18 protein-coding genes are annotated in these 19,631 nt (G+C 70.1%); 2 read left to right on the forward strand and 16 right to left on the reverse strand.

Annotated elements, in window-relative coordinates; translation table 11 throughout:
• Nucleotides 1-57 precede the first annotated feature (57 nt).
• From ACLBWJ_RS14910 to ACLBWJ_RS14925, 4 genes are read right to left on the reverse strand one after another with little or no spacing between them, the layout of a single operon-like run.
• Nucleotides 58-714: a hypothetical protein gene (locus ACLBWJ_RS14910; protein WP_274178958.1), complete on the reverse strand. Its 657-nt coding sequence runs from the start codon at nucleotides 712-714 to the stop codon at nucleotides 58-60.
• A gap of 4 nt (nucleotides 715-718) precedes the next feature.
• A complete protein-coding gene (locus ACLBWJ_RS14915) occupies nucleotides 719-1,420 on the reverse strand; it encodes a hypothetical protein (protein WP_274178959.1) in 702 nt (233 codons plus the stop codon).
• Nucleotides 1,421-1,423: 3 nt separating this feature from the next.
• Nucleotides 1,424-3,115 carry an alpha/beta hydrolase gene (locus ACLBWJ_RS14920; protein WP_447660639.1) on the reverse strand — a complete coding sequence of 564 codons (1,692 nt, stop codon included), beginning with the start codon at nucleotides 3,113-3,115 and terminating at the stop codon, nucleotides 1,424-1,426.
• Nucleotides 3,112-3,405, reverse strand: a complete 294-nt coding sequence (locus tag ACLBWJ_RS14925; RefSeq protein WP_112617461.1) for a hypothetical protein — start codon at nucleotides 3,403-3,405, stop codon at nucleotides 3,112-3,114. The genes ACLBWJ_RS14920 and ACLBWJ_RS14925 overlap by 4 nt, the downstream gene beginning before the upstream one ends.
• Nucleotides 3,406-3,656: 251 nt before the next feature.
• Here ACLBWJ_RS14925 and ACLBWJ_RS14930 point away from each other — a divergent pair, with 251 nt between their 5' ends.
• Entirely contained in the window at nucleotides 3,657-5,084 is a 1,428-nt protein-coding gene (locus ACLBWJ_RS14930) for a dihydrolipoyl dehydrogenase family protein (protein WP_447660640.1), read from the forward strand.
• 27 nt (nucleotides 5,085-5,111) lie between these two features.
• On the opposite strand, the gene ACLBWJ_RS14935 is transcribed toward ACLBWJ_RS14930, so the two are convergent.
• From ACLBWJ_RS14935 to ACLBWJ_RS14970, 8 genes are all read right to left on the reverse strand, one after another.
• Nucleotides 5,112-5,837 (reverse strand): hypothetical protein, encoded by a 726-nt coding sequence (locus ACLBWJ_RS14935; RefSeq protein ID WP_274178963.1) that lies wholly within the window; start codon nucleotides 5,835-5,837, stop codon nucleotides 5,112-5,114.
• 80 nt (nucleotides 5,838-5,917) lie between these two features.
• A complete protein-coding gene (locus ACLBWJ_RS14940) occupies nucleotides 5,918-6,568 on the reverse strand; it encodes a hypothetical protein (protein WP_274178964.1) in 651 nt (216 codons plus the stop codon).
• Between the two features lie 107 nt (nucleotides 6,569-6,675).
• A complete protein-coding gene (locus ACLBWJ_RS14945; RefSeq protein ID WP_447660641.1) occupies nucleotides 6,676-7,224 on the reverse strand; it encodes a hypothetical protein in 549 nt (182 codons plus the stop codon).
• Nucleotides 7,194-7,868: a hypothetical protein gene (locus ACLBWJ_RS14950; protein ID WP_274178966.1), complete on the reverse strand. Its 675-nt coding sequence runs from the start codon at nucleotides 7,866-7,868 to the stop codon at nucleotides 7,194-7,196. The genes ACLBWJ_RS14945 and ACLBWJ_RS14950 overlap by 31 nt, the downstream gene beginning before the upstream one ends.
• A gap of 10 nt (nucleotides 7,869-7,878) precedes the next feature.
• The gene (locus ACLBWJ_RS14955) at nucleotides 7,879-8,520 is read right to left on the reverse strand and encodes a hypothetical protein (RefSeq protein ID WP_274178967.1); all 642 of its coding nucleotides are present in this window, start codon (nucleotides 8,518-8,520) and stop codon (nucleotides 7,879-7,881) included.
• Nucleotides 8,520-9,647: a hypothetical protein gene (locus ACLBWJ_RS14960; RefSeq protein WP_088380581.1), complete on the reverse strand. Its 1,128-nt coding sequence runs from the start codon at nucleotides 9,645-9,647 to the stop codon at nucleotides 8,520-8,522. The genes ACLBWJ_RS14955 and ACLBWJ_RS14960 overlap by 1 nt, the downstream gene beginning before the upstream one ends.
• Nucleotides 9,644-9,946, reverse strand: coding sequence for a hypothetical protein (locus ACLBWJ_RS14965; protein WP_447660642.1), 303 nt, complete (start codon nucleotides 9,944-9,946; stop codon nucleotides 9,644-9,646). The genes ACLBWJ_RS14960 and ACLBWJ_RS14965 overlap by 4 nt, the downstream gene beginning before the upstream one ends.
• A 64-nt stretch (nucleotides 9,947-10,010) precedes the next feature.
• Entirely contained in the window at nucleotides 10,011-10,298 is a 288-nt protein-coding gene (locus ACLBWJ_RS14970; RefSeq protein WP_112617469.1) for a WXG100 family type VII secretion target, read from the reverse strand.
• A 589-nt stretch (nucleotides 10,299-10,887) separates the two neighbouring features.
• Here ACLBWJ_RS14970 and ACLBWJ_RS14975 point away from each other — a divergent pair.
• A complete protein-coding gene (locus ACLBWJ_RS14975; protein ID WP_354449966.1) occupies nucleotides 10,888-12,387 on the forward strand; it encodes an HNH endonuclease signature motif containing protein in 1,500 nt (499 codons plus the stop codon).
• Nucleotides 12,388-12,627: 240 nt separating this feature from the next.
• On the opposite strand, the gene ACLBWJ_RS14980 is transcribed toward ACLBWJ_RS14975, so the two are convergent.
• The 4 genes from ACLBWJ_RS14980 to ACLBWJ_RS14995 all read right to left on the reverse strand — a co-directional run bounded on the left by ACLBWJ_RS14980 (nucleotide 12,628) and on the right by ACLBWJ_RS14995 (nucleotide 19,561).
• Nucleotides 12,628-12,867 (reverse strand): hypothetical protein, encoded by a 240-nt coding sequence (locus tag ACLBWJ_RS14980; protein ID WP_274178969.1) that lies wholly within the window; start codon nucleotides 12,865-12,867, stop codon nucleotides 12,628-12,630.
• A gap of 204 nt (nucleotides 12,868-13,071) precedes the next feature.
• Nucleotides 13,072-13,512: a hypothetical protein gene (locus tag ACLBWJ_RS14985; protein ID WP_447660643.1), complete on the reverse strand. Its 441-nt coding sequence runs from the start codon at nucleotides 13,510-13,512 to the stop codon at nucleotides 13,072-13,074.
• Between the two features lie 5 nt (nucleotides 13,513-13,517).
• The gene (locus ACLBWJ_RS14990) at nucleotides 13,518-18,095 is read right to left on the reverse strand and encodes an FtsK/SpoIIIE domain-containing protein (protein ID WP_447660644.1); all 4,578 of its coding nucleotides are present in this window, start codon (nucleotides 18,093-18,095) and stop codon (nucleotides 13,518-13,520) included.
• 41 nt (nucleotides 18,096-18,136) lie between these two features.
• Nucleotides 18,137-19,561 carry an RDD family protein gene (locus ACLBWJ_RS14995; protein ID WP_447660645.1) on the reverse strand — a complete coding sequence of 475 codons (1,425 nt, stop codon included), beginning with the start codon at nucleotides 19,559-19,561 and terminating at the stop codon, nucleotides 18,137-18,139.
• Nucleotides 19,562-19,631 lie beyond the last annotated feature (70 nt).

The following is a 19,631-nucleotide window of genomic DNA, read 5'->3' on the forward strand; positions in this document are numbered from 1 at the left end:
CAGAATGCGGATGCCGCCCCTCCCGCACCCGCACTTTCTGGCGAGTCGACGAGGAGGTCAGCGGGGCGGGGGCAGGATGGGCGCGCCGGTGGCGTCGTAGTGGAGGGGGCTGCCGGGCGGAAAGGAGAACTGCGGCACCGATGACGGCCCCTCCGTCGCGGGAAGCCGACGCCAGACGTCGTCGGGATACTGCTCCTCCCCGAAGATCGCAGTGAGGATCTCCGAGCTCGACCCGGGCGTGCAGGCGGTCTCGCTGGAGACGAGCACACGGCCATCGACCGGACGGATCACCACCACGGTGCGCGCGGCATCGCTCTCGCCCACCACCGTCACTTCCCGCGCATCCCCTGAACCCCGCTCGACGGTCTCCGCGTCGACACCGAGCTCGGCGAAGCCCTCGGATGCCGCCGCCGCGATCTCCGCGGCTTCCCGGCCCGGCAGATCGAGCGCGCGCACCGCCGTGAACGAATATCCCGTGTCCGAGCTGACGCCCAGCTGACATCCGCTCGGGCGGGCTCCGTACTGTCCCTGGTCGACTCGCCAATCGGTCGGCTCGATGGCCATGATCACCGTATGCAGCTCGTCGGCCATCGCCGTGAACTGCTCGCGCGCCCGGGGGTACGGATCCGCGTCGGGCGTACCGGCGCACGCACCGGTCAGGCCCGCAACGGCGACGATCGTCGCGACGACGGCGAGACGCTGACGAGCGCGCACGCGATCAGTCGCCGCTGGGCTGCGGCTGCACGGGGTTGCCGGACTCGTCGTAGTACAGCGGCCCGTCGGGCGGGAACGAGAACGACGGCTCGGATGTCGGACCGTCGAAGGCCGGGAGCCGGCGCCAGACATCCGCGGGCAGCCGTTCTTCGCCGAAGACCTGCGTCGCGAGGTCGTGCGCTGATCCGGGCGCGCACTCCGTCTCGGCCGACACCCTCACCTGGCCCGTTGCCGGGCGAATGGTGACCACAGTCCGCTCGGCGATGCCGCCTGTCGCGACGACGGTCACCTCGCGCGCATCTCCCTGCCCACGGTCGGCGGTGTCGCTGTCGATACCGAGAGCATCGAAAGCTCCCGTGGCCGCCTGAGCGACCTCCAGCGGGTCACGGCCGGGAAGCTCGATCCCGCGGACCGCCACGAGACGATACCCGCCCTCTTCGCTGAGGCCCGACTGGCACCCGGTCGGGTGAGCACCATACGCGCCGTCGACCACACTCCACTCGGTCGGCTCGATGGCCATGATGACCGAGTGCACGCCGGTCGCGAGCGCCGTGAACCGCTGCTCGGCTTGGGCGTACGTCTCACCGGACTCGCCGCCACCGGCGCCTCCGGTCGATCCGGGATCGCCCTGCCCACCGCATCCGGTCATCGTCAACACCAATCCGACGGCGAGCGCCGTCATCGTCATCCGCGAGGTCGATCTCATCAGTCACGTCCGGTAAGGGTCAACGGGCAGCCACTCCAGCCAGTCGGGCAGATCCCAGAAGCCGCTCTCGCTGCCTTCGCCGTCCATCTCCGTCCCGGGCTCACCGGTCAGGATGATCTGCTGGATGTTGTAGAACGACTCCGATCCTTCCACGAGGTATCCCTCGCCGTCCCCGGAGGGAAGCGGCCCGTTCCCACCCGAATGCGCGGCATGCCCAGGTGTCGGGGCGAGGTCCTCGCCGTCGGCGCGGCCACCGTCGCTGCCGAACTCCGTCATTCCCGGAAGAGTCTCCGGTACGGTGCCGTGCGCGCCAGCCCAGCTCGTGTCGCGGCCGATCCGCGCCCAGGCGTCGTTCTCGGACAGCGTCGCGTACATCCTCAGGCCCTCGGCGTTCTGAAGGTTCGACAAGATCTGCGGGTCGCTCGGGAATCCGGCCGATCCCACGGCGATGAACTGGTCGACGCCGAGAGCGTCCGGGCGTGACCCGATCGCGAGGGCGGCGGTGGTGCTGCCATAAGAGTGCGCGATGACGGCCTTCTCTGCCGCGGGGTGCACTGCGTCAAGACCGAGCAGAAAGGCACGAAGAGCCGGAGCGCCGTCGTTCGCCCGCTGCATGGACGGCTCCTCTGCGACGGTGGGCGAGTCGTACCCGAACCACACGACACTCGCGATGTTCGACCCGGCGGCGTTGAGCGCACGCGCAGAATCGCCCCATTCGCCCATCCCCGTCACGTTCGACAGCATCCCGGGCACGAGCACGTTGATGTCGGTCGCGGTCGCGAGGTCGCCGTACGCGAGAGCGGCCGTCACCTGAGCCGAGCCGTCCGGATCGAACGAAACCAGAAGTGGCGGCGGTGCACCTTGCACGAGGGTGTTCCAGAGCGCGTCGATCTGGTCGCCGAACTCTCCGGTCAGGTTGGAGTTGTACAACGCCTCCAGGCGCTCTCGGTTGACCCGCCCGCGGACGTCGTACGGGATGCCGTCGAGGTTGCCGATGATGTCGGGATGCGCTCGGGCGATCTCGTCCTGCAGCTCGGGGTGTGCGAGCCACAGCTCGAGCACCGCCTGCGGGGTGTCCGCCGCGAGCAGCTGGTCGAGCAGGTTCTGCGCCTGCGACGTCATCGCCGGCCCCGCACCGCCGGCGAGCTCGGCGAGCGCCGCGTCGTAGGCCGCATCCCAGGCGGAGTAGTGGCTCTCGAACTGCTCCCACAGATCGGCCAGATCGCGCGCCGCGGCATCCCGGGCGGCGACGGCATCCTGCGCCGCATCGTTCGCGCGCCGGACGTCGGCCGGCTCGCCGGAGCGCGAGGTCCACAGCGCGTTCAGCCCCGCTTCATCGGCTGCGGCTGATGCCGATGCCAACGAAGCGTGGGCGGACTCGATGTCGTCGATGAGCCGGTTCGCCGCCTCCGCCGACGACGAGAACGCGTCCGCGTACCGCTGCAGCACCCCCGCGAGAAGCTCCGCCTCGGCGATCTCCGCGGCCAAGGCGCTGGCGACCTCCTGCGCTTTGGAGCGAGCCGACCGGATCGATGCACCGACACCGTCGAGATCGGTCGCGGACTGGACGGTCGTACGGAGTTCACCGAGCGAGCCGGCGACACGGCTGAACGCGCTGCTCCACCAGCTCATCGACCCGGGATTGCCCTCGAGGCGTTCGAGCGGGTAGCCGCGGTTCGGAGAGGTGAGGGTCACGGCTGCTCCTGCCCGGTGAGCTCGACGTCGAGGTCGGAGTAGCGCGTCGCGATCGCGGTCAGCAACGCGCCGACCTCGGATGCCGCGGTCGTGCGCTCGAGCACGGCGCGATTCAGTCCGCTCAGCCGCCGGTTCATCTCGAGACGGAGCGCGACCCGGTGCGCGGGGTTCTCGACACCGGTGTCGTCGCCTTGGATGTCGGCGTTGTCCATCACCGCGCTCGAGACCCGCGTCTGGATCGCATCCGCGGCGCTCGTGAGCGCGTGATAGTAGATCTCGACGTCTGACATCGGGCCCCCTCCGCCGGCTCGGTCCGGCCGACGCTCACACGCTATCGGGGGCCTGGACGCCGCGTCGATGGGGAGAACTCCCCTGCGTCGCCGGCCGACGAATCGCCGCCCGACCGGACCGCGCACAGGCTCAACCCCCTGCCATCCCCGCTCACGGGTCGGATCGAGCCGCTCAGCCCGTTGGCGGCACGCGCGACCCCGCTGAGCGCAAGTGCTGGCGCACAGCCCGCAACCGGGGTTAGCGTCGCGACATGAGCGAACGCACCTACGACCTCGTCGTCATCGGAGCCGGTCCCGTCGGAGAGAACGTCGCCGACCGCGCCGTGCAGGGCGGCCTGAGCGTCGCCATCGTCGAGAGCGAACTCGTCGGCGGCGAGTGCTCGTACTGGGCGTGCATGCCGTCGAAAGGTCTGCTGCGAGCCGGCGCCGCCCTCCGCGCGGCGCGCGCGGTCGACGGTGCGAAGCAGGCTGTGACGGGCGAGATCGACGTCGCCGGGGTGCTTCGCCGCCGCGACTCGCTGACCTCCGACTGGAACGACGCGTCGCAGGTCGAGTGGCTCCAGGGGGCCGGCGTCGACCTCGTCCGCGGGCACGGCCGCCTCTCCGGCGAGAAGCGCGTCGAGGTCGCCGGACCCGACGGCTCGCTCACCACCCTCATCGCACGTCACGCCGTCGCGGTGTGCACCGGTTCGGCGGCTCTCCTCCCCGATATCCCCGGCCTGGCCGATGTCTCTCCGTGGACGAGTCGCGAAGCGACCGCCGTGCAGGAGATCCCGGGCTCGCTCGCGATCGTCGGCGGCGGTGTCGTCGCCGCGGAGATGGCCACGGCGTTCGTCGACCTCGGCAGCGAGGTGACGCTCATCGCGCGCAGCCGGCTGCTCGGACCGATGGAGCCCTTCGCGGGCGACCTCGTCGCGCAGTCGCTGACCGACCGCGGCGCGCGGGTGCTGCTGCACACCGACCTCGTCTCCGCCCAGCGCGTCGACGACGGTCAGGTCGAGCTCGAGCTGTCGAACGGCACGCGCGTCCGCGCCGACGAGGTGCTCGTCGCGACCGGTCGCGTCCCGCGTACCGACGATCTCGGGCTGGATGCCGTCGACCTCCAGCCCGGCTCGTGGCTGGAGGTCGACGACACGATGCTCGTCCGCGGATCCGACTGGCTCTACGCGGTCGGCGACGTCAACCACCGCGCCCTCCTCACCCACCAGGGCAAGTACCAGGCCCGCGCCGCGGGCGACGTGATCGTCGCGCGGGCGACCGGGGGCACCATCGACGACGCCCCATGGGGCGCGCACGTCGCGACCGCCGACCACGGCGCCGTGCCGCAGGTGACGTTCACCGACCCCGAGGTGGCATCGATCGGCGAGACCGAGGCATCCGCGCGTGCTGCGGGACGCAACATCCGTGTGCTGGACTACGACCTCTCGTGGATCGCGGGCGCGTCGACGCGGTCTGACGCCTACTCCGGTCAGGCACGGGCGATCGTCGACGAGGACCGCGGCGTTCTCATCGGAGCGACGTTCGTCGGGGCGGATGTCGGCGAGCTGCTGCAGGCTGCGACGATCGCGGTCGTCGGCGAGGTTCCGCTCGCGCGATTGTGGCACGCCGTGCCGGCGTACCCGACGCTCAGCGAGGTGTGGCTGCGCTTCCTCGAGACCTACGGTCGCCCGAACATCTGACCCGGTCGGCCCGCCGCAGCCACCGGCTCACGCGGGCCGCTCGGCGTCGAGGAGGAACAGCGTTCCCGGCTCGCACCCGAGGGCCCGCTCGAGGGTTTCGGCATCGATCAGGCCACGCTCGTGCAGCACGGCGAGCGCGGCGTTCCGGTCGTCGACGATGGCCTGACGCTCACCCGCCGGCAGCGCCGCGATGCGGGCGCGGATGTCGCCGACGCTGAGGCCTGTCTCGGGCGCGCCCTCGCCGTCGCCATCGGGCTCGCGGACGCGGAAGCGCACCAGCATCACGAGGGCTGCCAGCCCGGCGACGCCGAGCGCGATGAGGACCGGAACCCGCCACTGCTGCCACCCCGTGTAGTCGTCGAGCTCGGCGACGCCGGGCATCGTGCCCAGCGCGAGAAGTGCCATCGCCGCCGCCACGAGGTGGATGGAGAACTCCGGCCACGAGAACCGGGCGCCCCGGACCAGCCAGATGACCAGGAGGGTGGCCTGGCTGACCGCCGCGACGGTGAACATCGCGCCCGCGATCGGCATCGCCCGCTGGGCCTCGATGCGGTGGAAGTCGAAGCGGTCGCCCATGAGCACGGCGAGGCCCGCGATCGGTGCGAAGAACGCGCCGATCACGAGGGCCCACAGCACGACGTCGAGGATGCGATGTAACGATGACCTCTTCGCGTTCGCGTGCAGGCGGTGCGCCATCGCGGCGCCGTCGGCGCCGAAGTGCTGGAAGATCTCCGGATGCCGCTGGTAGGCCACAGCCTCGAGTTGCGCGAATCGGACGTCAGCGGCGAGCGAGTGGCCTTCTGCCCAGCCGCGAGCCGTGGTGTGGAGGAAGCCTATGAGTCACCACCGTACGGGGCGACGGGAAAGTCGGTGGACGCGGGCGGAGGTTCGATCGGCGTTCCGTCCTCGTTCCAGTACACCGGGCTGCCGTCCTCGGGGAAATAGAACCGGGGTTGCCAATCGGGCCCCTCGAAGGCCGGCACGCGCAGGGCGAGTCCGGGGTAGGAGATGCCGGCGAAAACCATGTCATACAGCTTCGCGGCGTCACCGGGGAAGCACCCGGGTTCCGCGGTCACTCGGATCGTACCCAGGGCAGGGCGGATGGTCACGACGCCACGAACGACGGGACCACCCGTCGCGATCACGTTGACTTCCTGGCGGTCTCCCTCGCCGTAGGTCGTGGTGGTCGCCGACATGTCTGCGGCCTCGAAGGCAGCGGATGATGCCGCCACGATCGCGTCGACATCCGGGGCATCCTGCTCCAGCAGTCGGGCCCACGAGAAGGCATACCCGTCGGAGCCGCCCTCTGTCCGGCACGGGATAGGCGAGGCGCCCCACGACCCCTGATCCACCTTCCACTCACCATCGTGGATCGCCATGATCACCGAATGCATGGTCGTCGCGTACGAGAGGTATCGATCCTCGCCGTCGCGGTAGAGCGCATCTCCCGTCGGTGCTTCGGCTGCGGAACTGCATCCCGTCATGATCACTACCATTCCCGTGGCCAGGGCCATGGCAAACGTGCGTCGCGCTCGCCCTGTCGCGCGGTGGCGGTATGAGCTGCTCCGCGAGTGCCTCAGCCGGCCCGCCGTCATCGCTCACCAATCGAGGAACGTCGGGAGAGCACGGCGATGCCCACGACCAGGATGACGACCGCGAGAGCCGAGATCGGGGCCGCGGTCCATTGGGCACCCCACACCATGTCCCCCGCACGCACGCCGCGCTCCGGCGTCATACCGGCGAACAGGACCGCAGCGATCGCGGCGGCAATGCCAGGCCCGATAAGTCCGCGCAGACCCGGCACATCGTCGCGACGCGCGGTCGCCACCGAGACGACGGCCAAGACCACGAATGCACCGGCTAGCGCGATCAGGACTCCGGCGGGCATGACGAAGAGCGGATACGGCGCCGCGACGGCCCACTTGGCCCTTGTGGACTCGCTGACCTGCCCGCCCGAGAGGATCAGCGACCCCACGAGGAATACGATCAGCGCAACGGACGGAATCACGGCAACGATCGCAAAGGCACGTGTGGCGAACGCGTGCACGCGGCTCGGCGGCGACGACGGCAGGATCACGGGGCCAGCGTACGCGGCAGGTGAAGCGTGCCTCAGCGCGCGCGCACCGAGCGCGTCAGCCACGCCCACAGCGGGTCGCCCGCACTCAGGCCGTTGACGATACGCAATACGCCGCTGATCTGACCGATGCCGCTGAGGGCGCCGCAGATGCCGACCAGCAGGACCGGCACCGTGAAAACCGAGACGCCGGCGCCGAGGTCACGCACGAAGACCGCGACACCGCCGATGGCGACGAGCAGCGCCAAGGTCGCCGTGCTCAGACGGACCAGGATGCGCGGCTCGAGGTTGACGGTACGCGCCTGTACCCATCCGGCGGCGCGCGGCGCGCGCTGGCCGTTCACGTACGGCGCACGCAGCCAATACGAGGCTGCGCGAGTAAGTGCACGGCCGCTGCGCCACAGCGCCACGAGCAGCGCTGCCCCGGCGAGGGCGACCCCGGCTGAGATCGCGATGGCGATGACGGTGTCCGGTGTCACGACGCCCATGGCCACGACGGTCGCGACCAGCCCGCCCGCGAAGAACACGCCGCCCGCGGCAGCGACGAATCCGACGATTCCGAGCGCCCAGCGCGACCATCGCTCGTAGTCGGCACGCAGGACGGCGACAGCACGATCGGCTTCGGACGGCCCCGCGGATGCCGCAGGCTCCCCCGCCTCGCCTGTCTCGAGGAGCGGGCGGGATGCTGCCTGGATGAAAGCGAACGCCATGGACAGAATGCTACGTGGCGACGGGCTCGGGCTCCGCGGGCTCGGCGCCCTCGGGCAGAGCCTGCGTCGTCGTGAGCGCGAACGCGACGTGCAGCGCCAGCTCGGCCGACTGCTGCGGGTCGGAGCACAACCCCATGACGACGGCTGTGCCCGCGCCGCCGGGAAGACGGATCTCGCCGACCGCGGTGAGGTGCGGCATCCCGCCGTCCGTCGACGCACCGAGGGTGATCGTGCCGACGCGACCGTCCGGGGTGGTGAAGCTCTCGCTGCGCCCGCCCTCGCCGAACCGCGCGAGCGGGAGCAGCCGGTGGAAGGCCGTCGCGGCGGCGTCGGTCTCGGCCGCCCCCGGCACCACATTCGTGCAGAGGAAGAACGCCGCCGGGCGCTCGCCCAACGTCAGGGAGACACCGGCGAAGGCGAAGGCGGTGTCGGCGAACAGCTCGACGCCGGCGCGGAAGCCGGCGACGATCGCCTCACGCGCGGCATCCGGGAGCCAGCCCTCGGCACTCACGAGGTACCAGTCGAGCCACTCCTGCGGCGAACGATCGCCGAACGAGCGGAACTCGATCCACCCCTGGGGCACGCGCTGCCAGACCCGCAGCGGCGCACCCTCAGCCGCGATCGGGTCGAGCGTCGCCTCCTGCTCGGTCATCAGACCTCCTCGTCGGTGCGCGGACCGTTGCCACGCAGGGTGTTGTTGAACCGCTCGGAGAGGTTCTGCCACGGCCCGGTCAGACTGTCGACGAAGTCCGTCCCCTTGCTGTGGGCGTCCATCGCACTGTTCACGGTCCAGTAGGTGTTCGCGACCATGTTGGGCAGATTGACGTTGAGCGCCACGGCGACGCTTCCCGCCGCGGCTCCACCGCCGGCCATGGCCGGCGTCATGCCCTGGATCGACGGGATGAGCACCTGTCCACCGGGGCCGATCAGCGCCTTTGCAGCCTGCCCGAGCGCACCACCCGCCAGCAGTCCGAGGGCGCCGGTGGCGAACTCGGCGAACGTTCCGCGACCGGTCGCCCATTGCAGGCCGTCGATCGCGACGAGCGCGATGGACATGATGAGCGCCACCGTGCCGAGGACGGGGATGAAGAGCGAGAGGATCGCGATGATCGGCAGCGCCGCCCGGAGGATGTCCTCCAGGATCGGCACCACGTTGTCCATGAGCCAGTTGCCTGCGTCGGCGAGCCAGTCGCCGGCCGAGCCAAGGAAGTTCATGACCGGGTTGCCGGCGTAGGAGTTCAGCGTGTCGCTCGCGGACAGCAGCGCTCCGGCCGCGGCGGCGGCATCGGCGTCGACCTCGTCCTTGAGCTGACGAGCACGCGCGCGGATCGACTCCAGCTCGCCCTGCGCGTTCGCCAGCGCCGTCGACGCGTTCGACACGGCATCCGGGTCGGCGTCCTCGGCGTCCTTGTTCGCCTGCGCCTGCGCATGGGCCGATTCCGATGAGGCGACGCTCGCGGATGCCGCTGAGGCCTCCTCCGCGAGCGCTGCGGCACGCCGCTGGTAGTTGGTGAGCTGATCGGTCCAGGTCGCGAGGGCCGTCCGCGATGTGCGCAACGCCTCGCCGGTGTCACTGAGGTGCGGTCGGAAGTCCTCGCTGAGTGCGGCGCGGAACGCCGTCGCCGACTTCCCGATCCAGGCGGCGTCGTCGGAGCCGTCCATCATCGACAGCGCGTCATCGACGCCGTCGCAGCTGGTGGTGAGCGCATCCACATATCCGGAGAGCGTCGCGACATCGCCAGGGGCGGGGTCGAAGCCGAGAGCGGAGAAGTCGGTCACGACGCCGATCCTTCCTGCGGAACCATGCTGTTGCCGAGCTCGGTGTCGAGCTGCTGGAATGCCTCGAGAATGCCCTCGAGTCCCGTGCCCGCGTCTTCCGCATAGCGGGCGAGTTTGTCGATACCGCCACCCCACGAATCGTGGAGATCCTCGAGACGCCGCCGCAGCACGTCTTGGGGCACGGCCGCGCCCGACACGTTCGACATCGCCCGTGTCGCCCCGTCGAGAACATCCCGCATGTTCGCGTAAGCGTTGCGGCTGGTGCGCATCGCGCCGTAGTCGATCCGCACGTCGACCATGGTCACCTCCGAGAATCGAGCGGAGCCGAGGCGCCCAGGACGCCTCGGCTCCGAGAAGACGAGATCAGCTGCCGGCGAGCTGCTGGTCGAGGTCCTGGATCGCGCGCATCATGCCCAGCAGCGACTCGGACATGTCGTTGATGCCATCGACCGCGTTCTTCAGACCCGTGGTGAGCTCCGAGTAGCCCTCACCGAACTTGCCCGACGCGTGCTGCGTCTTGAAGTCATCGCCCAGAAGCGTGTCGACCTGCGACTTCAGGGTGTCCAGCTGACCCTGAATGTCATCACGAGCCTGCGCCAGCGAACTCGCAACCTGCTCCATCTCGCCATAAGACGCACCGAAATCAGCCATGACGGCCCTCCTGAAAGTAGATGTCCCGACCCCCCTCCGGAGCCGACACCCAAAACCTATCGGCAGCCCAGGCCCGAGGTCGATGGGGAGAACTCCCCATCTCGGAATGTGCTAGGCAATCGCTTTCCTCTGACAGCCCGTGGCGCAGTTCCGCCCTTCATGCCGAGAGGACGCGCCGTGATACCGCGGTCTTTTCCATCCCGCCCGTCGGTGGGCTCAGGTGAGGTGGCCGACACCCGCGAGCGCGGCCTTCGTGCGAGGCGACATGGCCTCCGGCGCCATCGTCATCTCGAGCTTCTCGACATCGGACCACCCCCGCGGAATCGGACGACGCGCGAGAGGAAGACGTGCAGGGCGATGTGAGCCGCGGCCGCGGCCAGCCAGAACGATCGCGGCGGGAACGATGTTGACGACGGCGATGATGATGAGCGGAACCCAGGCGCTCGGGAGGCTCCACCGCGGTCCGAACGTGCGTGACGCGTCAGGTTCGGACGGCTGCGCTGCGGCATGTTCCGACGGTCGATCGCGCGGATGCCGCAGCCTGTGGACAGTTCGGATGAATGTCGGAGGTCGGTGCCATGATTAGAACATGCATTCGAACCACGCATCCGACAGCGGGATGGGCAGCGACGCCGACGTCGCCGCGCTCGCGGCGCTGGTCGCGGATGCCGAGGCGGCTGCGGATGTGGTGCGGGCCGGGCAGGTCCGGGAGGTGCGGGTTCTGGCGGCGGCGGGGGTGCTGGCTGAGCAGCAGTCGGCGGGCGCGTCCGAGCGGGTGAAGGCGCGGGAGATGGCACTGCGTGGGATCGCCGCCGAGCTTGCCGGGGTGTTCGTCGCGACCGACCGGACGTTGCAGCGTCGCATCGACGAAGCCCGAGACCTCGTCGACAACTACCCGTTGACGATGGCGGCATGGGAGGCCGGGCGGATCGTCCGCGGGCACGTGCGGGTCATCCAGGACGTCGGATGCGTCATCCCGGCGGGTGACCGTGCGGAGTTCGAACGCCTCGCGATCGAGAAGTGCGAACGCGACGCCCCGAACCGGGTGCGCGACGCGCTCCAGATGGTCGCCGAACGGGTGCACCCGCGATCGTTCACGGAACGCCACGAGGAGGTCGCGGCGGGGAGGTGCGTCTCGGTCAAGCCCGGCCCGGACGGGATGTCGGATTTGATCGCGACGCTGCCGACCGTGATCGCCGACGGAATCATCGACCGACTTACGCGACAGGCGCGGGAGATCATCAACGCACGACCTGCGCGCGACGCCGCGGGCGTTCCTGACGAGCGAGCCGACGCGAATGGCCGCGCACCCGACGCCGAAACGACGCTTGATGTCGGGTCGTCGTTCATCGACGACGGCCGGAGCATCGACCAGGTTCGAGCCGACGTGTTCTCCGACCTCCTGCTGGCCGGAACACCGACCCTCGATCCCACCGCGACCGGTGACGGCAACGGAACCCTCGGCGCGATCCGCGCACACGTGCAGGTCGCGGTATCCGCGCTGACGCTGATGGGTCAGGACGAGGGGCCGGCCGATCTAGCCGGGCGCTCCCCCATCGACGCCGCCACCGCCCGCGAGCTCGCGGGCAACGCCACCTCGTGGGACCGGCTGCTCACCCACCCCGTCACCGGAACCGTGCTGGAATGCGACGCGTACCGGCCCACCGCGGCGATGATCCGGTTGCTGCGAGCCCGGGACCGGCACTGCCGGTTCCCCGGATGCCGACAACCCGCCATCCGATGCGAACTCGACCACACCATCGCCGCATCCGACGGCGGCAAGACACACGTGTGCAACCTCGCCGACCTCTGCAAGCGCCACCACGACGTCAAACACCACACCAGATGGCACGTGGTACAACTCGCGGGTGGAACCCTCGTCTGGACCTCACCGACCGGGCGGGTCTATCGCGAAGACGCACCACCACCACTGGTCACCTTCACGATCCCAGAACCACACGGCACGGCTGAGCCACCACCCGACGTACCACCACCGTTCTGGCGCGCATCTCCGCCGTTCCGACGCGCAGCGCCAGGGTATGAAAGATCTCGGAATGCCGCTGGAAAGCGACCGTTTCGAGGCGACTGAACCGCGTCTCCGCGCTCAAGGAATGATCGTCGGCCCAGTCGGTGGCACTGTCGTTGAAGAACGTCATCCCACGTTCACGCTCTGCGGGCGGTCATCGTCCAGGTGCGCGGCGGACGGGCTCATGCGTCTGCGCCTCGGCGACGACGACTCTTCGCGGACGAGGCAGCCACGCCGAAGAGCAGCACGACGAACGCGCCGGCGCAAACGGCTGCTGCCACCCATTGCTCACCGAAGACGGTGTCACCCCACCGGGTGCCCCGTCGGGGACGAGGAGGAGAAAGCGAAAGCACTGACCATGGCCGGCGCCGTGGGGCCCAGTGGACCCCGCTGCCCTGACTCGTCGCCGGCTCGCGCACTGAGGGCGACCACCAGCGCGAGAACCCCGGAGAGGGCAGCGAGGCCGACCAGGATCGCCGTCGGCGCGAGGAAGAGCGGATAGGGGATGACGGGGTCCCACTTCGTGTCCATCGGTGCGCTCACTTGGCCACCCGATCGGTGAGACGACGGTGATCACCACATGGAGCGTTCGGCTCGCGGAGTGCGCTCGTCGTGGTGAGGCGGTCGCTGCGGCACGGCGCCCGGAGCGACAGAGACGCTCAGTGCGTCACCGTGACGACCGACGCGAACAGCTGCTCGAGGTCGGCCTGGACGTAGGCGATGACCGCCGCATCGTCGCTCGCATGCTCAACGCCGCACCTCATCGGCGCGCCGGGTGCGGGGCGATTGCACCGCGATGATGACGAGGAGCACGACCTGCGCCACGGCGAGTGCGAACCACAGCCGCAGTTGCGCTTCCGAGAACGACGTGCCCGCAGACGTTCCCACCACAGCGCGGTATCCGATCGCCGCGACCATTGCCACCGCGACGATCGTGGCGATGATCGCGGCATCCGTTCGCCTTGCCGCGGGCCGGACGACGGCCGCCGCGCCGAGAGCGAGAACCGCGACCACGGATGCCGTCACCATGATCGGAAGGGCGAGGCCGGGGTCGAGCCGGATACGCCGGAGCGGTGGATACATCACGGCAGCCGAGACGACCGCGGACGTCATCCCGGCGCCCGCGATCCACGCCCACCACCGCCCGCCCGCAGTGGCTGGCGACGCGCGGACCCGCCCCGACGACATCCGACTCAGCGGATGGTCTCGGTGACGGTGTCGGTCGACACGGCCTCCCCCGCGCCCGCCGCGACCGGACGAGACGCCGCGACGGTCTCGGACTCCACCAGCGGCATCTGCACCGTGACGGCACGACCGGCCTGCACGAAGATGCCGCGGCCCTCGGGGAAGTCGCTGCGCTTGACCTTCGGGAACGGCACCTTGAACACGGCGTCGCCGTCGAAGGCATCCGGTTTGAGGATGACGCCCTTGCGCCCGCCCTTGAAGTCGCCGACGAGGCCGAATCCGCTGGTCACCTGCGTGACGTCGGCGTCGCCGATGAGCAGGTGGTCGCTGCGGTTGACCGCCTGGAACAGGGCCTTCAGCGGGCGCTCCGCCGGCGAGTCGGCGAACTGCGGCACGTCTTCGACGACGATGAGGATGCGGCGCCCGAGGGTCTCGTCGGCGACGAGCTCGGCCAGCTCGGTGGCGAGCTCCTTCGCGTCGTCGGGCGTCGTGGCACTGCGCACCCACGGCGCGAAGTCGCGCAGCTGCGAGCGCCGGCCGCCGAAGTGGAACAGCGTCACCTCGGGGTCGAGGCGCGTCATCGACGTGATGATGGCCTTCATCGCGGTCGTCTTGCCCGCCATCGGCGGGCCGGCCACGACGAACGTTCCCACGGGGTCGAACTCGCGCGCAGCCAGGGTGTCTTCCGCGACGCCGAGCACCGGGAACTCGCCGATGCGGTCGGGAAGGTCCGCGGGCGCGAGACGCGTCGGCAGCGACCCGATCTCCGCGACCTCGCGCACGCCGCGCGATCGCAGCTCGTCGGCGAGCTGACCGAGCAGCTTCGTCTGCTCCGCGACGTTCGGCGTGCCGCCGAGGACGGCGATCTGCGTCTCGAAGCCGTCGACGATCGCCCGCCCGGGCGCGGAGCGCTCGTCGAGGACGTCCTTCGGCGCGTTCAGCAGCGCGTAGGCGTTCTCGTCCGAGAGTCGCAGCACGACGCGGCGCGAGATGTTCGAGCTGACCGCCGTCGGCACCGAGCCGGAACGGTCGGCGGTGGCCACGACGTGGACGCCGAGCGGACGTCCCTCGCCGAGGATCCGCATGAACGCCTGGTAGAACGGCATCCGCGCCGTGGTGGACTCCCACTCCGCCCGGAACTGCGGCAGCCCGTCGAGGAGCAGCACGATGCGCGCCTCGTCACGGCCGGTGAGCTCGCGGTACTCCGCGATGGTCGACGCGTTGGCGGCGCTGAACCGCTTGCCGCGATCGTCGAGCACCTTCCCGAGCGAGCGCATGATGCGCTGCACACGCTCGGCGTCGTCGCCGGGGATCACCGACCCGACATGGGGCAGAATCTCGAGGCTCTTGAGCGACCCCGAGCCGAAGTCGAGACCGTAGACCTCGATGTTCTCGGCACGGCGGCCCGTCGTCGCGGCGGCGATGGCGATCGTGCGGAGGACCGTCGACTTGCCCGAGCCGCTGGTGCCGTACACGAGCATCGAGCCGTCGCGGTCGGGATCGAAGTACACCGCCTCTTGCAGCTGGCGTTCGGGGATGTCGCTCTTGCCGATCAGGATCGACCCGGCGCGACCCGCGGGCAGCGAACGGATGTCGACGGTGGTCTCGAGGTCGTCGAGCCAGGGCCGACGGGGTGCCGGGATCGCCGCTCGGTTCGCGGCGGCGACGAGGGTGGCGACGATGCGCTTCTGGTCGTTGGGTCCGGGATCGACCTCGGCGGCCGGGTCTTCGGGCTTCTCGTCGACCTCCCAGCGCTGCACCGACCCGAAGCGGAGCTCCGCGACGCTGACGTCGGCGGCGACGACCTCATCGGTGCTCCAGCCACCGGCATAGGCCGACTGGAAGGGAACGAGACGGCCGGGGCCGGTCTTGGCGATACCGCGGCCGGGGATGCTGGGGTCGAATCGGGCCGCCACGGGGTCGTCGACGACGTCCTTGGAATCCGACTCGTCGGCCATGCGCAGGGCGACGCGGAGGTTCGTGTTGGCGCGGAGGTTGTCCTTGATGACGCCGGCGGGACGCTGCGTCGCCATGATGAGGTGGATGCCGAGCGAGCGACCGCGCTGGGCGATGTCGACGACGCCGTCGACGAACTCCGGCACCTCGCCCGCGAGCGCGGCGAACTCGTCGATCACGAGCACGAGTGCGGGCGGCGTCTCGGGGTCGCGACGCTTCTCGAGCTCGAGCAGGTCCTTCGCCTTCTTGCGGTTGAACAGGTGCTCGCGGTGGTGCAGCTCGGCCCGGAGGCTCGTCAGGGCGCGACGGACCAGGTGCGGGCTCAGGTCGGTGACGAGGCCGACGGTGTGCGGCAGCTCGACGCAGTCGGCGAAGGCCGATCCGCCCTTGTAGTCGACGAAGAGGAAGGTGACGCGGTCGGGGCTGTGGGCCGCGGCCATGCCGAGCACCCACGCCTGCAGGAACTCCGACTTGCCGGCGCCCGTCGTACCGCCGACGAGGGCGTGCGGCCCCTGCGTCCGCAGGTCGAGCGTCATGGCGTCGGTCGCACCCTGGCCCACGATGGCGCGCAGGTTGCCGGCCTTCTTCAGCCGCGGCAGCGCTCCCCCGCTGCGGTCGAGGATCGTGTTGTTCTCGCGCCAGCGCTCGACAGCGAATGTCGGGTCGGAGGCGAGCTCGGAACCGACGAGCGAGAGGAACATCACCGAGTTCGGGATGTCGGAGGAGTCCTCGATGATCGTGCTGGCATCGGCCACCGGAGCGAGTCGCTTCGCGAGCACCGTCATGAGCTCGTTCGAGACGCCCTCGACCTCTGTGACGGGGTACTCGACGCCGCTGCGGACGGTTCCCACACGCGCCGCGCCGAGTCCCGCCGACACGTCGACGAACGTGCGGCACACGGCGGGCAGTGCGTCGACGACGGGCGCGACGAAGATGCCGTAGACACCGACGTCGGCGCCGCGCTCCAGCACCTGCGTGAGACGGGCACGATCGACCGGCGCGTCGGAGGTGACGATGACGAGCACCGCGGTCTGCCCCGGGAAGGTCGCCTCTTCGGCGGCGCGACGGACATCGGTGCCGTAACGCATCGGGTCCCAGTCGTCGTCGAACGGCAGACGGGGCGCGGCTGCCGCCTTCGATCGCCGCATCACGAGCTCCTCGAGCCCGGACAGCAGTGCGGCGCCGGTGGAGGCGGAATCCGACAGCGGCATGTCGCGGAACGGGCTGCGCTCGCTCGAGGTGTGCGGCAGCCACTTGAGCCACTCGAGCTCCTTCGCCCACTCGGGCTCGGTCAGCGCGACGGCGGCGAGATCGTTCGGGGAGTGCAGCCCGAACAGCTGCACGGCCAGCCCGCGGAGGGCATCCGCGGCCTCGCGTGCGCCGCCGGCGACGCCGAGCACGCCGACGCTCTGCAGCGACTCAAGGACGGGGACGCCGTCGATCATCCGGTAGCGCTCGCGCAGCCGGTCGACGCGCTCGACGTACTCCTGCAGCGCATCGGGGTTCTCAGCACGCTTGACGCTCGTGCGTGAAGGAGCCTCGGAGGTGCCCATCCGCACCGAGAGGAAGTTCCAGTGCTCGGGGCGCCGCGTCCACAGCATCGGGCCGAGCTGCATCGACTGCTCGAAGACCACGGCGACGGGCGGGACCTCGGCGTTGCGCACCTCGCGCTCACGCGGCCGCAGCCGGTACAGCTTCTCCTCGAGCTCCTCGAAGGTGCGCTCGAAGATCTCGACCTCTTTGCGCTGACGCTGGCCCAGCTGCGTCCGCTGCGAGATGAAGTTTCCGAGCAGCATCATCGGCGTCATGAAGACGATGAGCAGCGTGCGCGGCTGGTTGGTGATCGAGAACATCGCGATGCCCAGGATGAGGGGCGCGATGAGCATCGGCCATGGGAAGAGGCGCGACACCGGATCTTTCGGCATCCGCGGCTCTTCGAGCTCTTCGCCGACGTAGCGCGCCTCGACCCGCGGGCTGCGGTTGAACAGGAGGCTGCCGCCCCGCTCGAGCACGGGATCCTGCTCGACGGGGGCGAAGCTCTCGACCATCGAGATGACGAGCTCGGTGTCGCCGAGCTGGAACCGCTGGCCGGGGATCACGCGCAGGCGCTGCACGAGACCGCCGTCGATGACGATTCCATTGGCGGAGTTCAGATCGACGAGCTCGACGGATGCCCCGATCTCGATGCGCGCGTGACGCTTGGACACCAGCCGGTCATCGAGCACGATGTCGTTGCCCTGCGAGCGGCCGATCGTGAAGTGGCCCTGCGGGAGCGAGAACTCGCGTCCCGCAAGCGGCCCGCCGACCACGTGGAGGATCGCGGCGACGGGGCCGCCGGCACCGCGGGTGGCGACGTAGTCCGCTCCGAGGTTCGTCACGGTGGCAACGAACCCCGAGCCGATCGGAGCATCGCTGACGAGCATGTTCGGGTCGAGCATGACGAAATCGGGCGACGTCGGCGGCGCCACCGTCAACGTCAGGACATCCGAGTCGCCCGCAACGACTTCACGTCGCGGGTCGCTGTCGACGATCCGACGCGCGACGTCGTGCACGGTGGCGGTCGAGTCGGACGTGACGACGATGTCCGTCCCGGTGTGATCGCGGCGCTGCAGAGTCAGCTTGAGTCTCATCGAGGTTTCCTGTCAGCCGTGCGACGTCGGTCGGCGGGGAGTCAGCGGATCGCGACGACCGCGGAGCGGTCGCCGAAGCGGATGGTGTCGCCGTCGCGCAGCTCGACGGGCTGGCCGGGGACGAGGACCTGCTCTCGGGCGCCGCGCACGAGAACGCTTCCGTTGGTCGAGCCGCGCTCGACAGCCACGACTCGGCCGCCGGAGCGAAGGAGCGCCCAATGGGTCTTCGAGATCGAACGCGTGTGGTCCACGACCGGAACGGGTGAGACGTCCACATCGTCGGGACCGGTTGCCGGGGCCCGGCCCAGAACGACGCCCCCGCCCGGCACCGCGATCGTGTCGCCCGAGTCGAGCGTGAGCTCGACGACCGCGGACGGCGCGGCGACCCGCTCGGCGGCGGGAACGGGTGCCGGGGCCGACACAGCGGGCGCAGCCGGGGCAGGGGCAGCCGGGGCAGGCGGCGCAACGGGCTCTTCGAGCAGCGACGGCGGCGTCCACGGCGCCGCACCGGCGGCGGGAGCGACGATCGCCCCCGGAGCAATAGCACCGGGCGTGGGTGCGCCGGCAGGCACTCCCGGCGCTGCGGGTGGCGGCGACGCCGCGGGCATGCCCGGTGCGGGTGCAACGAACGGCGCCGGCGCGACCGTGGTGGGGATGCCGGGGCGTTCCTCCTCCTCGACGGCATCCGTCTCGCCGATGATTCCGCTGCCGGGTGCGGAGCGAACGGCTCCGAGCACACCGCCCTTGTTTCGCGCGAGCGGAACGTACGACCCGGTGCCCGCCGAGGCGACGGGTGTCGCGAGCGACGGCAGCTCCGTCTTCACATCGAGCAGGTCCGTCGCGACCGTCTTCCTCGCGATGCGCATGCGCTTGTCGTCGTACGGGTTGAGCCCGCGCTTGATGTCGACGAGCCAGACGGCGGCCGCGAGATCGGGCCAGCTGCGGCCTCGCCGGTTGGGGTCGAACAAGGGCGAGAGCGCGATGACGAGCAGGGGGCCGAGAATCGGGACGATCATGCTCGCGCAGAGGACGAGGTAGCGCACGACAGCGCCTCGCCAGAAGCCGGGACGCTCCAGCGTGCGGACGTTCACGGCGCGCAAGCCCGTCAGCGCCTTGCCCAGAGTGACTCCACGGCGGCCGAGCAGGATGAGCTGGGTGAGGACGAAAGCCGTCGACAGACCCGAGCTCACGGCCGCGAGGATGATCAGCAGCAGCAGATCGTCACGGGCGGCGAGCGCCTCGACCGGCTCGGCCGTCAGAGCGATGCCGCTCAGCGCCGGAACCACGAAGACGAGCAGCGGCGACTGGATCAGGAGCAGGACCAGCGCTTCGATGGCCGTGGCCAGCACGCGCCGGCCGAACGGTGCTCGGCGCAGTCCGAGAGACGCGGCGTACTCCGGCCTCGGTCGGCCGTCCGCATCGAGCCCCTCGATCGTCCGAGCGCGCTCATCGATCTCCCAGATCACTCGTTCCTCCCCGAAACGATCCACACCCGAAGCGACCCTATCGCCCGTTCCGGGCCTGCCGATCACCTCT

Source organism: Microbacterium sp. M4A5_1d (assembly GCF_053345465.1).